The sequence below is a fragment of the Arthrobacter sp. AG367 genome, assembly GCF_007828995.1.
Taxonomy (GTDB): Bacteria; Actinomycetota; Actinomycetes; order Actinomycetales; family Micrococcaceae; genus Arthrobacter.
This window is the reverse complement of the sequence record NZ_VIVE01000003.1, coordinates 149341-163137: the sequence shown is the minus strand read 5'-3', so window position 1 is coordinate 163137 and position 13797 is coordinate 149341. Positions and strand designations below refer to the sequence as shown.

General features: G+C 68.1%; 14 protein-coding genes. 8 read left to right on the top strand and 6 right to left on the bottom strand.

What is annotated here, in order from left to right:
* Positions 1-33: 33 nt before the first annotated feature.
* A complete protein-coding gene (locus FB478_RS10575; RefSeq protein ID WP_018771622.1) occupies positions 34-1518 on the top strand; it encodes a CoA-acylating methylmalonate-semialdehyde dehydrogenase in 1485 nt (494 codons plus the stop codon).
* A 64-nt stretch (positions 1519-1582) separates the two neighbouring features.
* Here the strand turns inward: FB478_RS10575 and FB478_RS10570 are convergent, their stop codons facing one another.
* Both FB478_RS10570 and FB478_RS10565 read right to left on the bottom strand, forming a co-directional pair.
* Entirely contained in the window at positions 1583-2188 is a 606-nt protein-coding gene (locus tag FB478_RS10570; protein ID WP_144600392.1) for a hypothetical protein, read from the bottom strand.
* Between the two features lie 49 nt (positions 2189-2237).
* On the bottom strand, positions 2238-3107 hold the full coding sequence (locus tag FB478_RS10565) for an SGNH/GDSL hydrolase family protein (protein WP_018771624.1): 870 nt from the start codon (positions 3105-3107) through the stop codon (positions 2238-2240).
* Positions 3108-3185: 78 nt separating this feature from the next.
* On the opposite strand from FB478_RS10565, the gene FB478_RS10560 reads away from it, so the two are divergent.
* Positions 3186-3836: an alpha/beta hydrolase gene (locus FB478_RS10560; RefSeq protein WP_144600390.1), complete on the top strand. Its 651-nt coding sequence runs from the start codon at positions 3186-3188 to the stop codon at positions 3834-3836.
* Positions 3837-3877: 41 nt separating this feature from the next.
* On the opposite strand, the gene FB478_RS10555 is transcribed toward FB478_RS10560, so the two are convergent.
* Entirely contained in the window at positions 3878-4108 is a 231-nt protein-coding gene (locus tag FB478_RS10555) for an RNA-binding S4 domain-containing protein (RefSeq protein ID WP_144600388.1), read from the bottom strand.
* A gap of 32 nt (positions 4109-4140) precedes the next feature.
* On the opposite strand from FB478_RS10555, the gene FB478_RS10550 reads away from it, so the two are divergent.
* From FB478_RS10550 to FB478_RS10540, 3 genes are all read left to right on the top strand, one after another.
* Positions 4141-5139 carry a DMT family transporter gene (locus tag FB478_RS10550; RefSeq protein ID WP_144600386.1) on the top strand — a complete coding sequence of 333 codons (999 nt, stop codon included), beginning with the start codon at positions 4141-4143 and terminating at the stop codon, positions 5137-5139.
* Positions 5140-5271: 132 nt separating this feature from the next.
* On the top strand, positions 5272-6657 hold the full coding sequence (locus FB478_RS10545; protein ID WP_018771628.1) for a glycine--tRNA ligase: 1386 nt from the start codon (positions 5272-5274) through the stop codon (positions 6655-6657).
* Positions 6658-6659: 2 nt separating this feature from the next.
* Positions 6660-7700 (top strand): GNAT family N-acetyltransferase, encoded by a 1041-nt coding sequence (locus FB478_RS10540; RefSeq protein WP_144600384.1) that lies wholly within the window; start codon positions 6660-6662, stop codon positions 7698-7700.
* 69 nt (positions 7701-7769) lie between these two features.
* On the opposite strand, the gene FB478_RS10535 is transcribed toward FB478_RS10540, so the two are convergent.
* The 3 genes from FB478_RS10535 to FB478_RS21340 are packed head-to-tail and all read right to left on the bottom strand — an operon-like array spanning position 7770 to position 9533.
* Complete coding sequence (locus FB478_RS10535) at positions 7770-8627, bottom strand: 1-acyl-sn-glycerol-3-phosphate acyltransferase (protein WP_144600382.1); 858 nt, start codon at positions 8625-8627, stop codon at positions 7770-7772.
* A gap of 10 nt (positions 8628-8637) precedes the next feature.
* Entirely contained in the window at positions 8638-9363 is a 726-nt protein-coding gene (locus FB478_RS10530) for an alpha/beta hydrolase (RefSeq protein WP_018771631.1), read from the bottom strand.
* A complete protein-coding gene (locus FB478_RS21340) occupies positions 9315-9533 on the bottom strand; it encodes a hypothetical protein (protein ID WP_056390007.1) in 219 nt (72 codons plus the stop codon). The genes FB478_RS10530 and FB478_RS21340 overlap by 49 nt, the downstream gene beginning before the upstream one ends.
* On the opposite strand from FB478_RS21340, the gene FB478_RS10525 reads away from it, so the two are divergent.
* The 3 genes from FB478_RS10525 (at position 9519) to FB478_RS10515 (ending at position 13702) form a co-directional block, all read left to right on the top strand.
* Complete coding sequence (locus FB478_RS10525; RefSeq protein ID WP_235509763.1) at positions 9519-11072, top strand: YibE/F family protein; 1554 nt, start codon at positions 9519-9521, stop codon at positions 11070-11072. The genes FB478_RS21340 and FB478_RS10525 overlap by 15 nt on opposite strands.
* Positions 11073-11226: 154 nt before the next feature.
* Positions 11227-12405, top strand: coding sequence for a tRNA dihydrouridine synthase DusB (gene dusB, locus FB478_RS10520; protein ID WP_018771634.1), 1179 nt, complete (start codon positions 11227-11229; stop codon positions 12403-12405).
* Positions 12389-13702 carry a deoxyguanosinetriphosphate triphosphohydrolase gene (locus FB478_RS10515; RefSeq protein ID WP_051081449.1) on the top strand — a complete coding sequence of 438 codons (1314 nt, stop codon included), beginning with the start codon at positions 12389-12391 and terminating at the stop codon, positions 13700-13702. Before dusB ends, FB478_RS10515 begins: the two co-directional genes overlap by 17 nt.
* The last annotated feature ends 95 nt before the right edge of the window (positions 13703-13797 follow it).

Below are 13797 nucleotides of genomic sequence, written 5' to 3'. Positions count from 1 at the left end.
CCGCACCACGCAACGCAGGAAAAGAGACTCCCCGTGGAAACCATCCCGCACTACATCAACGGCACCCGCGTCAGCGACGCAGATCGCTTCGGCCCGGTGTTCAATCCCGCCACCGGTGAACAGGAGAAGCAGGTGGCGCTTGCCTCGGCGGCACGGACAGAGGAAGCCATCGCGGCTGCCCGTTCCGCGCTGCCGGCCTGGCGGGCCACCAGCCTGGCCCGGCGGACCGGCATCTTCTTCCGGGTCCGCGAAATCCTGACCCAGCGGAAGCCAGAGCTCGCAGCCATCCTCACCAGCGAGCACGGGAAGGTCCTCTCCGACGCAGAGGGCGAAATCGCCCGCGGCCTGGAGAACATCGATTTCGCCACCGGCCTGTCCCACATGCTCAAGGGCGAGCGGTCCGAGCAGGTCTCCACCGGGGTGGACGTGCACTCCGTCCGCCAGCCGGTGGGCGTCGTAGCCTGCATTACGCCGTTCAACTTTCCGGCCATGGTGCCGCTGTGGATGATCGGCAGTGCCCTGGCCTGCGGCAACACCGTGCTGCTGAAGCCCAGCGAGAAGGACCCGTCGGCCGCCGTCTTCATCGCGGAGGCCTTCGCCGAAGCGGGCCTGCCGGCCGGGGTGCTGAACGTGGTCCACGGTGACAAGGAAGCCGTGGATGTCCTGCTGGAGCACCCGGACGTCAAAGCCGTGAGTTTTGTCGGCTCCACTCCCGTTGCCCAGTCGATCTACAAGCGGGCGGCAGAACACGGCAAGCGGGTGCAGGCACTGGGCGGTGCCAAGAACCACATGGTGGTGCTTCCCGACGCCGACCTGGACATGGCTGCCGACGCTGCGGTTTCGGCCGCCTACGGGTCAGCCGGCGAACGCTGCATGGCCGTCAGCGTCCTGGTGGCCGTGGGCAACATCGCGGACGACCTGGTGAAGGCAATCTCCAGCCGCATGGCGGGTTTGAAGATCGGCCCGGGAACGGACCCCGCGTCCCAGATGGGCCCCTTGATCACCGCGGAGCACCGGGACCGCGTGGCCTCCTATGTGGCGGGGGCCGAAAATGAAGGCGCATCCGTGGTTGTGGACGGGCGCTCGCAGCAGTTCGATTCAAACGGATTCTTCATCGGCGTCAGCCTGGTGGACCACGTCAAGCCGGGCATGAAGGTGTACGACGACGAGATCTTCGGCCCGGTCCTGTCCGTGGTCCGCGTCGATACCTACGGCGACGCCGTGAAGCTGGTCAACGACAACGAGTTCGGCAACGGCACGGCCATCTTCACCCGTGACGGCGGGGCGGCCCGGCAGTTCGAGTTCGACGTCGAGGCAGGCATGGTGGGCGTCAACGTGCCAATTCCGGTGCCGGTAGGCACGTTCTCGTTCGGCGGCTGGAAGAACTCGCTGTTCGGCGACACCCACATGTACGGCCCGGACAGCATCCGGTTCTACACCCGGGGCAAGGTGGTGACCACGCGCTGGCCGGATCCCTCCACCTCGGTGATTGACCTGGGCTTCCCGCAGGTCCACTGAGCTTGACAGGAGCACTGAACGCATAAAGGAGCGCCACCGGGCAGGCCCGGTGGCGCTCCTGTTACTAGCCGTTCATGATGTCGCTGCGCCGCTTCATGTAGTCCTCCATGGACAGCTCACCGTTGGTGTACTGCTGGTCCAGTTCCGCGAGCTTGCGGGCGCGGTACCCTTGCGGTGCTGCCGGCGGCGGGGGAGTGGCCGGCGCTGGGGACTGTCCCGGCGTCGGCTCTCCGGGACGCGGCTGCTGAGACCCCTGCTGATCAAAGCCGGGCTGGCCAAAGCCTGGCTGACCAAATCCCTGTCCCTGCGGGGGACCGTAGCCGGGGTCCGGCAGAGGCTGCTGGCCGTACTGGTGGGGCAACGGCTGCGGGTCGCCCAGGGGCTGCGGCCGCTGGATACTGCGGAAGCCGCCGGAGAAGTAGTCCTGCTGGGTATAGCCGTCGCGGGGCTGGTTGCTCTGCGGCCCGGCCGAGCCTGGATACTGGCCCGGTCCCGGGTACTGGCCGGGGCCGGGATACCCGTCTTGTCCGTGTTGCCCCGGGAACTGTTCAGGGAAGCGCCCGGGCAACGACTGGTCCCGGTCCCGCCGTGCCACGGACCGCCGGTACATCCGCATGGCCATGGGGACGACGAAGGACAGGACGATAATCCAGAAAAACAAGCTGCTCACGGTGCCGCGCCTCTCGAGTGTTGTCCTTCCAGCCTAACCCCGGGCGGCCTTACCGGCGGCTGGGCTCCGACGTTCCCAACGGGCCCTCACCGGCACCCAAGGGAACGCCCGGACCGAAGACGGGGCCCGGCGTCGGCCGCTTTGCCGTGATGCCGTCCCCGGAGGACTGGCGGCGCAGCCGCCGCAGCACCCACGGCACGAAGTATTCGCGCGCCCACACCAGGTCCCCGCTCCTGGCCTCGCGCCAGGTCCGGGGCGGCAGGGGCTTGGGCTGCAGCGGCTCCAGGGAATGCTCAACGTTGAGCGCGTCCAGCACCATGGCCGCTATGGTGTGGTGCCCCAGCGGGGAGAAGTGCAGCCGGTCCTGGTCCCACATCTGCGGATCGCTCAACTGCCGCAGCGACCACATGTCCGCGATGATGGCGTCGTGCCGCGTTGCCACCGTCCGCAGGTTCTCGTTGTAGATGGCCACCTTGCTGCGGATCCTGCCGAGCACTGACGAGCCGGTGTCAGGTCCGTTGAACAGGACCACCGTGGCACCACCCAGGGACAGGATCTGGACCACGGAATCGAGCTTTTCGGCCAGCACGTCCGGGTCGCCGCCCGGGCGGATGAGGTCGTTGCCGCCCGCCGACAGGGTTACCAGGTCCGGCTTCAGCTCCAGGGCAGGCGCCAGCTGCTGGTCAACGATCTGCTGCAGCAGGCGGCCGCGGACGGCCAGGTTGGCGTAGGCGAAGTCAGGCTGGGTCCTGCCCAGCTCCTCGGCCACCCTGTCGGCCCAGCCGCGGTGGCCGCCGGGGCTCGCGGGTTCGGGGTCGCCGATGCCCTCGGTGAAGGAATCGCCCATCGCCACGTAACGGGTCCACGGGTGGGATCCCGGGTGCGCGGACGGGGCCTTGATGTCACTTGCGTCAGTCACGGTCCTATCCTGCCTTCCGCTTCACTGCCTACGCGAACGTAGGTTGTTACTTGTGGGTAACTGATATGAATGGAAACCATGACTGAAGCCGAAGTATTTCCTGCCCCCGTTGTCCTGTGGTCCCATCCGGAGGACCAGCGCGACGGCAAGCCGCTGCTGGTGCTCCTCCACGGCTACGGCGCCAATGAGCGGGACCTGCTCAGCCTGGCCGACCTGCTGCCCGGGGACTTCGCCGTCGCGTCCGTGCGTGCGCCGATCGCCACGGGCCCCGGCTTCACTTGGTTCCCGCTCACGGCCTCCATCGAGTACTCGCTGGAGCGGGTCAAGAAGGCCTCGGCGTACGTACTGGAGTGGATCGACACCATCCGGGTGGGGCATCCGTCGGTGACCCTGCTCGGCTTCTCCATGGGCATGGCCATGGCAACCACGCTCCTGCGGCAGCGGCCCACGGACTTCGCTGCCGTCGTCGGACTGTCCGGTTTCGTGGTGGACGCAGCCGGCGACCCTTCGTTCAGGGACGATGAGCTGGACGGCACCGTGCCCATGTTCTGGGGCCGGGACCAGCAGGATCCGGTGATCACCCAGGACAAGATCGAGTACACCATGGGCTGGGTCCGCAAGCACGTCAAGCTCACCAAGGTGCTCTACACCGGCATGTGGCACGGGATCAACCAGCAGGAGATCGGGCACGTGGGGGAGTTCCTCACGCACGAGGTGCTGAACAAGTAGGCGTACCACGGCGGGCACGGCGAAGCAGCCGCCGCTGTTAGTCAGGCCTCCGGCGCCACTACCCGGACGCTCTGTCCGTTCACCGTGACAACGTCGCCGTTGTGCAGCTGGCGGCCGCGGCGGTCGTCGATTTCGCCGTTGACCTTGACCAGCCCGTTCTTGATGAGCTCCGCCGCCTCCACGCCGTCCTCCACGAGGTTGGCGAGCTTCAGCAGCTGGCCCAGCCGGATCATGCTGTCGCGGATGGGGACGTCGTCAATGGGGTTGCTCATAGAGCAATAATGCCTGAACTAAGGTGGATTCAATGACCTCCCCTTCCCGCCTGCCGGTGCTCGCAGGCCTGCCCCTGGCCGTGGGTTCCGGCCTTGCCATCCCAGTCCAGGGGCGAATCAACGGGGCCCTGGGCGCCCGCCTCGGTGACGGCATCGCAGCGGCGGCCGTGAGTTTCAGCACAGGCCTGCTGGTCATGATAGTGATTTCGCTGGTCCTGCCGCGCGGGCGGGCGGGGCTGGCCGGCATCCTTCCCGCGGTCCGCAAACGCGCCTTTCCACGTATCTACGTGGTGGCCGGTGCCATCGGCGCGCTGTTCGTTTTTGCCCAGTCGTTCACGGTGGGCATCCTGGGCGTGGCACTCTTCACCGTGGCCACGGTCACCGGGCAGACCGTGAGCGGCCTGCTGGTGGACCGCCTGGGAATCGGGCCGGCCGGGAAGAAATCCGTCACCGGCATCCGCATCATTGGCTGCGTCCTCACTATCGCCGCCGTCGCCTGGGCGGTTTCGCCCCGGTTCAGCGGCGCGGGGGCCGGCGGAACCGACGGTGGTCCGTCCTCCCTGCTGCTTCCCATCCTGCTGCCTGTGGCGGCTGGCTTCCTGATGAGCTTCCAGCAGGCCATGAACGGCACCGCCACCGTCCACTACGGCACACCGATCGCGGCCACCCTGGTCAACTTCGTGGCCGGCTGCATCGTGCTCTGGACAGCGCTGGCGGTGAAGCTGGCGGTGGCCGGCCCAGCCAACCCGCTGCCGTCCGAATGGTGGTACTACCTGGGCGGTCCCATGGGCTGCGTCTTCATTGGGCTCGGCGCCCTCCTGGTCCGCAGCCTTGGCGTACTGGTCACCGGGCTGGGCATGATTGCCGGCCAGCTGCTCGGCTCGCTGGCCCTGGACCTGGCGCTGCCCGCCCCGGGCACCGTCGTCGCCCCGGCCACCGTCCTCGGGACCCTGCTGACCCTCGCCGCGATCATCCTGGCAACTCTGCCGTGGCCGCGGGGCGCGCTCCGCAGGCAGCGGCCGGTACGCTAGGACACGAGCTTTTCAACGATCTTCCTTCATTCGCCCCGGCACCCTGCCCACTGTGCCTCCAGGCATACGGCGGCCGGGGCCTGACAACCCGCGGACCGCACCCAGCGGCCCTGTAGAAATTGGAGTTACCCCATGGCAGCAAAGTCCGTCCTCGACCAGGTCATTTCCCTCTCCAAGCGGAGGGGCTTCGTGTTCCAGGCCGGTGAGATCTACGGCGGCTCGCGCTCTGCCTGGGACTACGGCCCCCTGGGTGCGGAGCTGAAGGAAAACATCAAGCGCCAGTGGTGGCAGTCCATGGTCCGCGGCCGCGAAGACGTGGTGGGCCTGGACTCATCCGTCATCCTGCCCCGCCAGGTATGGGAAGCCTCCGGCCACGTGGAGGTCTTCTCCGACCCCCTGGTGGAATGCCTCTCCTGCCACAAGCGCTACCGCGCCGACCACCTCGAGGAAGAATACGAGGAAAAGAAGGGCCGGCCGGCCGAGAACGGCCTGAAGGACATTGCCTGCGCCAACTGCGGCACCCGCGGCCAGTGGACCGAACCGCAGGAGTTCTCCGGCCTGCTCAAGACCTACCTGGGCCCCGTGGCCAGCGAGGAAGGCCTGCACTACCTCCGCCCGGAAACCGCCCAGGGCATCTTCGTGAACTTCAACAACGTCCTCACCACCTCCCGGAAGAAGCCCCCGTTCGGCATCGGCCAGATCGGCAAGTCCTTCCGCAACGAGATCACGCCCGGCAACTTCATCTTCCGCACCCGTGAATTCGAACAGATGGAAATGGAGTTCTTCGTCGAGCCCGGCACCGATGAGGAATGGCACCAGTACTGGATGAAGGAGCGCATGGCCTGGTACACCGGCCTGGGCATCCGCGAGGAAAACCTGCGCTTCTTTGAGCACCCGAAAGAGAAGCTGAGCCACTACTCCAAGGGCACCACGGACATCGAATACCGCTTTGGCTTCCAGGGCTCGGAATGGGGCGAACTCGAAGGCATCGCCAACCGCACCGACTTCGACCTCACCACGCACTCGAAGGCCTCCGGCCAGGACCTGAGCTACTTCAACCAGGCCACCAACGAGCGCTACACCCCATACGTGATCGAGCCTGCGGCCGGGCTCACGCGCTCCTTCATGGCCTTCCTGGTGGACGCCTACACCGAGGACGAGGCCCCCAACGCCAAGGGCGGCGTGGACGTGCGCACCGTCCTGAAGCTGGACCCGCGCCTGGCCCCGGTCAAGGCCGCCGTGCTGCCGCTGAGCCGCAACGAGGACCTGTCCCCGAAGGCCAAGGACCTCGGCGCGCAGCTGCGGAAGAACTGGAACATCGACTTCGACGACGCCGGCGCCATCGGCCGCCGCTACCGCCGCCAGGACGAGATCGGCACCCCGTTCTGCATCACCGTGGACTTCGACACGCTGGAGGACCAGGCCGTCACCATCCGCGAGCGGGACACCATGAGCCAGGAGCGGGTCTCCCTGGACAAGGTGGAGGGCTACCTGGCGGCACGGCTGATCGGGGCCTGAGCATGGCCATCGAATACCGCGAATGGCGGGACGGCGACGACCTGGCGCTCCTGGAAATCTGGGGCGACCCGGATACCGCCCAGGCCCGCCAGTTCCGCGGGGCCCTGGCCGTGTCCTCCAACGGGAGGGACGGCTCCCCGTGGCGCCGCTGCGTCGTGGCCGAGGACGTCATTGACGGCGTGGGCATTCCGGTGGCGGCCGGCGTCGTCTATGAGGCCTCCCTGCACCCGGAACGCCTCTGGTGCTACATCGAGGTGGCCCGCGACCACCGCCGCGCGGGCATCGGGGCGAGCCTCCTGACCATGCTGCGGCGCGAGGCCGAACACGCGCCGTCGGGGGTCACCAGGCTGCGCGCCAAGGTGGAGCCCGGCACCGCGGGGGCGGCCTTTGCCGAGGCGTTTGGGCTGGCACCCATCCAGCGTTCCCGCCTTGTGGTGGTGGAGCCGGGCGCCCTGCGGCTTCCGGTGTTCCCCGCCAAGGACGACGGCGGCGCGGCCAGCGGCGAGAACGCCGGCTCGGACGTGGTGATGGACCTTGCCACCGGCTCCGTGGAGCTGACCGACGTGGTGGGCCGGTACTACACCTCCATCCACGGGTGGGACTCGCCCGGCGTCCTGTCCGTGGGGCAGGTGCAGAAGCTGTTCCTGGACGAGCTCACCGGGGCCCACGGTGCCATCGTCCTGCGGGCGCAGCCGGAGTCCGCGTTCGGCTCAGGCGTGGCGCCGACCAAAAAGGGCCGCATCCGTGCCTTCGCGGTGAGCTACGCGGCCCCGGCAGACCCGGACGCCGCACCCCATGCTGACGCGGCTGCGGGCTCAGGTTCGGATACGCCCACCGACGTGTTCGTGGGGCACGAGCCTTCGCTGGACGCCGACGATGCCGCAGAGGCGGTCCGGGACATGCTTGCCCTGATCGCGTACCAGCACCCGGTCATGCTGGAACTGGACGACTCCATGGCCGCCCTGCGCGCCGCCGTCGAGCCCCTGCTGGAAAGCGGCAAGGCACGGTTGGCGGGGTCCGAAACCCTGGTGGTCTCGGACTAAGGAACTGCCTGCCTGCCCCCAGGCGGCCCCCGTTGGACGCCCACACAGGCCCTCAACGTTGCGTGCGGGTCACTTGGGGGAACGGGCCGTCCGTTGCGGGGCCTGCCTTCGGCGGGGAGCCCGACGGCGGCCCGCGGCGGCGTCTGCTGCGTCCAGGAGTTGCCGCACGGCGTCGGTCGGCGCGCTGCCTCCCAGGTGCGCGGGCATCCACCACGCGCCGGATTCCGGTCGGAGGGGAAACCCGTCGATGCACTGGTCGATCCCTGACTGCAGTGTCCGGCGCAGTGCTTCCGTGGCCGCTTCAACGTCAACGTCAGGCGGATAGACCACCGGTTCGGCCACGTGCACCCGTACCGGCGCCCGCCAGCTGCGGCGCAGGGAAAAGCCGTGGCCGCGGGTCAACACCCGGTGGGCGCCCCAGACGGACACCGGAATCACCGGGACGCCGGCCTCCGCAGCCATCCGGACAGCCCCAGTGCGGCACTCGCGTACGGTAAAACTGCGGCTGACCCCCGCTTCCGGGAACACGGCAAGGTACTCGCCGTCGCGCAGCTTGGCCACCGCGGCGTCATAGGCGTCCGAACGGTCCGTATATCCCACCACCACGTGGCCGCTGGCGCTGATGGCGGGGCCGGCAAGCCAATGGTCTGCCGCGCCCTGGTGGACCAGGAACCGCAGCTGGGCACGGGCGTGCCGCCACAGGAGCAGCTCCAGCACGGCAAAATCCAGGTAGCCGAAATGCGTGACGGCGAACACCGCCCCCTTGCCGGGGGCCACCAGCCGCGAGGGCCCCCTGGTGGGTCCCTTTTCGGGCAGGTGTTCCAGGCCGGTTGCGTGGATGTCCAGCCGCAGCGCCCAGCGCAGGAACTGCCCGGTCCGGACGATCAGCCGGTAGAAGCGGTCGTTGGTTGGTGGACGCCAGGGCATGGGAAACTGCCTAGAGGGTGACCTGGGCGGATGAGTCCGGCAGCAGCCGGGTGAAGGCAGGCGACGGCCGGACTGCGGCGCCCGTGCTCTCGGCAAAGGACTTGATGACGAACCCGGTGGCGAGTGTCTGCCACACCCGGATCTTACGGAGCATGAAGTGCCCCACGCCTTTGAGGGCCACGTACTGCATGCTCGCGGCGTCGGCCGAGGCCCGGCGGGCGAAGGCAAGGGACTGGGAGGGGCTGGTCATGTGGTCGGTGGTGCCGTGGATGATCAGGACTTTCCTTCCGGCGACACTGGCTGCGGGAGTCTGCGGGCTCAGCCACGGGGCAAGCGCCACAACGGCCTCAACCTGGGCGTGGTCCGCTGCGCACACGGCTGTCAGGCCGCCCATGGAGTGGCCCAGCAGGAAGACCGGAACGTCGGGGTGGCGTTCGGAAATCTTCCCCAGCGCCCAGCGGGCATCCTGCAACGGCGACATGTCAGGCCCGTTCCAGCCGCGGACGCTGTTGCGCAGTGACCAGACGGCCAGCCCGTGTTTCCGGCCGGCGCGGTGCAGGTGCCTGGCGAAGGGGACCATCCTGGCCGGGCTCAGGTGCCGGGCCTCCACCGGATCGCGGCTGTGGGCCTTGCCGCCGTGCAGGACCAGGACCACGCCCTTGGTGTCGCCGGATGCTTCAAGGACGCTCAGTACAGGCTGGTGGCCGGGAACCACCGGCGCCTGCCCGGCCTGCACCCCGCCGGCGTCACCTTCGCCTTGAACTCCTGCCCCTTGAACGCCTGGCCCATGCGTACCACGGTTGCCCATGCCTGGTTCCTCCCCATCCCGATGGTCCATTTATAAACCCTAAGGCGGCCCACGTAGAGTTCAACCATGAGGTTGTACTGCTGATGGGCGCCGGTCACTCCCATGCTTCCTTGGATCATTCGGAGCCGACGCCCCAGGCGATGGCTGCCCGCAGCAAGGCGAACCGTATCCTTGCCGCGGTGCTCATTCCGCTGGCGCTGCTGACCCTGGCCGGGATGGCCGCATTGTGGCCGTCGGGCAGCAGGGAAGGTGTCTCGCTCGCCAACCCGTACTCCACAGCCCCCGGGGTGACCTTCGATACGGGCACCATCCAGAACGTGGTGACCGAAAACTGCATGCAGGGCACCAGCCAGCAGGGGACGGGTCAACAGGGCACCAGCCAACAGGGGACAGGTCAACAGGGCACGGGCCAACAGGGCACCACACAGCAGCCGCCGGGACAGGGCTCGGACTGCACCTTCGCCTTCACGGAGCCGGACAAGGGCGGCAGCCCGGTGAAGGTGGTCATCAACCCGGATGTGGCCTCCTCGCACGGGGTCAAGCCCGGGGACCAGATCCGGTACCTGAATCTCTCCAAGGTCCAGGGCGCCACGGGCTCGCAGGGCTCACCGGCCTACATCTTCGTGGACTTCGTCCGCACGCTGCCGATTGTCCTGCTCGCCGTGCTCTACGCCGCGGTGGTCATCGCGGTCGCCAGGTGGCGCGGCCTCCGGGCCCTGATCGGGCTGGTGGGCGCCTATTTCGTGCTGGCCAACTTCCTGCTTCCAGGCCTGGTGGAAGGCAAACCGCCGCTGCTGCTGGCCCTGGTGGGTTCCACCGTGATCATGATCGGGGTGCTGTATTTCGCGCACGGATTCTCCGCGCGCACATCCACCGCACTCCTGGGCACCATCTTCGGCCTGGCCATCACCGCGCTGCTGGCAGCCTGGGCCACCGACGCCGCCAACCTTGCCGGAGTGGGCAGCCACGACGCCGCCACTCTGGTGAACACCTCGGCCAACATCTCCATCTCGGGGGTGATCCTTTGCGGACTCATCATCTCCGGCCTGGGTGTCCTCAACGACGTCACCATCACCCAGTCCTCCGCGGTGTGGGAGCTCTACGAACTGGCACCGGCCAGCAGTGCGCGGAAGCTGTTCACCTCCGCCATGCGGATCGGCCGCGACCACATCGCCTCCACCGTGTACACCATCGCCTTCGCCTACGCCGGCGCCGCACTGCCCATCCTCATCATCGTCATGCTCTACGACCGGCCGCTGCTGGACACCCTCACCAGCGCCGAACTGTCCGAGGAAGTCATCCGGACCCTTGTGGGATCGATCGGGCTGGTCCTGGCCATCCCCGTCACCACCCTGATCGCCGTGCTCGTAGTCAAGGCAACCGGCATCAGGGCCGCGGACGCCGCTCCTGCGGTTGCCGGGTCACAGGACACTGAGGCGCAGGACATTGCAGCAGGAGACGGAAAGAACGACGGCGGGCACAGCCCCGCGGACGGCGTTGCGGACACCGGGGCGCTCGCCGCTGCCGCGCTCGAGCAGCGCAGCCGGCGCGCCGCCGTCGAACCCCCGCACGAACAAGTGAACGAACAAGTGCACGAACCCGCCACCCGGCGGGGCCGCCGGGCCGACCGCGGCTGAACAGCCTTACGACGGACGGCCTTTCAGCGGGCTGCTTTGCTGCCGCGTGCTGCTGGGCGTCGGCCAGCCTGGAAATCCGGTTGCCCAAAACCTGCGACGGGCCACTGGCACTGGCGGGAATGGCCGATTTGCCCGGCTTTGCAACAATGGACAGGTGACTGTTGCAGCAACTCCCCCCGCCCCCAAGCTGGAACTCCCGCCCCTGAAGCTGGGACCCATCACGGTTGACACCCCGGTGATCCTGGCCCCGATGGCCGGCATCACCAACTCCGCCTTCCGCAGGCTCTGCCGTGAGTACGGCGGCGGCATGTACGTGGCGGAGATGGTCACCTCCCGCGCGCTGGTGGAGCGGACACCCGAATCCCTCCGCATCATCTCGCATGACGAGGACGAAAAGGTCCGGTCCGTCCAGCTGTACGGCGTGGACCCCGTCACCGTCGGCGCCGCCGTCCGGATGCTGGTGGAGGAAGACAGAGCGGACCACATCGACCTCAACTTTGGCTGCCCCGTTCCCAAGGTGACCCGGCGCGGCGGCGGCTCCGCCCTGCCCTGGAAGACCGACCTTTTCACCTCGATCGTGCAGACCGCCGTCAGGGAAGCCTCCAAAGGCAACGTTCCACTGACCATCAAGATGCGCAAGGGCATCGACGATGACCACCTGACGTACCTCGACGCCGGCCGCATCGCCCGCGATTCCGGCGTTGCCGCCGTCGCCCTCCACGGGCGCACCGCCGCCCAGTTCTACTCAGGCAAGGCCGACTGGTCCGCCATCGCCCGGCTCCGTGAGGCCCTGCCCGACATCCCGGTGCTGGGCAACGGCGATATCTGGTCCGCGGAGGACGCCGTCCGGATGGTCCGCGAAACCGGCGTGGACGGCGTAGTCGTGGGCCGCGGCTGCCAGGGCCGGCCGTGGCTCTTCGGCGACCTGCAGGCCGCTTTCGAAGGCAGCGACGTCCGCCACCGGCCCAACCTGCGGCAGGTGGCAGAGGGCGTCTACCGCCATGCAGAACTGATGGTGGAAACCTTCGGCGATGAAGGGAAGGCGCTGCGCGAGATCCGCAAGCACATCGCCTGGTACTTCAAGGGCTACGTGGTGGGCGGGGAACTGCGCACCCGGCTGGCCCTGGTCACCAGCCTGGAGGTGCTCCGGGACACCCTGGCCGAGCTGGATCTGGATTCGCCCTATCCGGGGGTGGACGCCGAGGGCCCGCGCGGCCGCGCCGGCTCACCCAAGAGGCCTGCCCTGCCCAAGGACTGGCTGGACTCCCGGGCCCTGAACGATGATCAGTCCCGGGATATTTCCGCCGCAGAACTGGATGTTTCCGGTGGCTGAAACACCGACGGCAGGAACCCCCACCGCCGCCCTGGCGCTTCCCGGGTACGACACGCACGATTCTGCCCGCTGGTTTGAGGAGCCGCCGAAGAGCACCTACCGGTCCGACTTTGAGCGGGACCGCGCCCGGGTGCTGCATTCCTCGGCCCTGCGCAGGCTGGGCGCCAAAACCCAGGTGGTGGCACCGGACACCGACGACTTTGTCCGCACCCGCCTCACGCACAGCCTGGAAGTGGCGCAGGTAGGCCGCGAATTGGGCCGTGCCCTGGGCTGCGATCCGGACGTGGTGGACACCGCCTGCCTCAGCCACGACCTGGGCCACCCGCCCTTCGGCCACAACGGCGAATCGGCGCTGAACGAGGTGGCCCATGCCATCGGCGGTTTCGAGGGCAACGCCCAGACCCTCCGCCTGCTCACCCGGCTCGAACCCAAGGTGCTCACTGCTGACGGCCGGCCTGCCGGACTGAACCTCACCCGCGCCAGCCTTGACGCGGCGTCGAAATACCCGTGGTCCGCGCTGGAAGCGCCGGTGATCCACGGCCAGCGCACCAGCAAGTTCGGCGCGTACGAGGACGACCTGCCCATCTTCAACTGGATCCGCGAGGGCGCCCCGGAACGCCGGACCTGCCTGGAAGCCCAGGTGATGGACCTGGCCGACGACATCTCCTACTCGGTGCACGACGTGGAGGACGCGATCGTTGCCGGCCACTTCCAGCTGCGCTGGATGGACAACCCGGACCACCGCGCCCGGGTGGTGGGGTACGCCAAGCAGTGGTATCTCCCGCACAACGACCCCGCCGCCATCGACGCCGCCCTGGGACGGCTCGAAGCCACGGACGTCTGGGTCCGCGAGGCGGATGGAAGCCGCAAGTCCATGGCTGCCCTGAAGAACATGACCAGCCAGCTGATCGGCAGGTTCTGCCAGAGCGCCCTGGAAACCACCCGGGCCGTTTACGGGCCGGAGAACCTCACGCGCTACAACGCCGAACTCATGGTCCCGGACGAGACCGTCATGGAAATCGCGGTGATGAAGGGCCTTGCCACCACCTTCGTGATGACCACCGAACACCGGCAGCCCATCTATGAGCGCCAGCGCGAGGTGCTGCACGCCCTGGTGACAGCCCTCAGCGCCACGGGGGACCGGCATCTGGAGCCGATGTTCGCTGCGGACTGGCGGGCGGCGGACGACGACGGCGCCCGCCTTCGCGTGATCATCGACCAGGTGGCGTCCCTCACCGACGGGTCCGCCCTGGCCATGTACGAGCGTTTGGTGGGGAGCCTGCCCTCGCTCTGGTGAACCGCCCGTGAAGACCGCCCCTGGACATCGGCCGGATCAACAGCTTCCTTAAAGGATCTACACAGGAATGAAGCGCACCATGGGAGGAAAGACGG

Coding starts and splice junctions, on each gene's coding strand:
- FB478_RS10560 (WP_144600390.1), top strand. CDS start 3,186: ATGACTGAAGCCGAAGTATTTCCTGCCCCCGTTGTCCTGTGGTCCCAT.
- FB478_RS10555 (WP_144600388.1), bottom strand. CDS start 4,108: ATGAGCAACCCCATTGACGACGTCCCCATCCGCGACAGCATGATCCGG.
- FB478_RS10545 (WP_018771628.1), top strand. CDS start 5,272: ATGGCAGCAAAGTCCGTCCTCGACCAGGTCATTTCCCTCTCCAAGCGG.
- FB478_RS10515 (WP_051081449.1), top strand. CDS start 12,389: ATGTTTCCGGTGGCTGAAACACCGACGGCAGGAACCCCCACCGCCGCC.
- FB478_RS10525 (WP_235509763.1), top strand. CDS start 9,519: ATGGGCGCCGGTCACTCCCATGCTTCCTTGGATCATTCGGAGCCGACG.
- FB478_RS10550 (WP_144600386.1), top strand. CDS start 4,141: ATGACCTCCCCTTCCCGCCTGCCGGTGCTCGCAGGCCTGCCCCTGGCC.
- FB478_RS10535 (WP_144600382.1), bottom strand. CDS start 8,627: ATGCCCTGGCGTCCACCAACCAACGACCGCTTCTACCGGCTGATCGTC.
- FB478_RS10540 (WP_144600384.1), top strand. CDS start 6,660: ATGGCCATCGAATACCGCGAATGGCGGGACGGCGACGACCTGGCGCTC.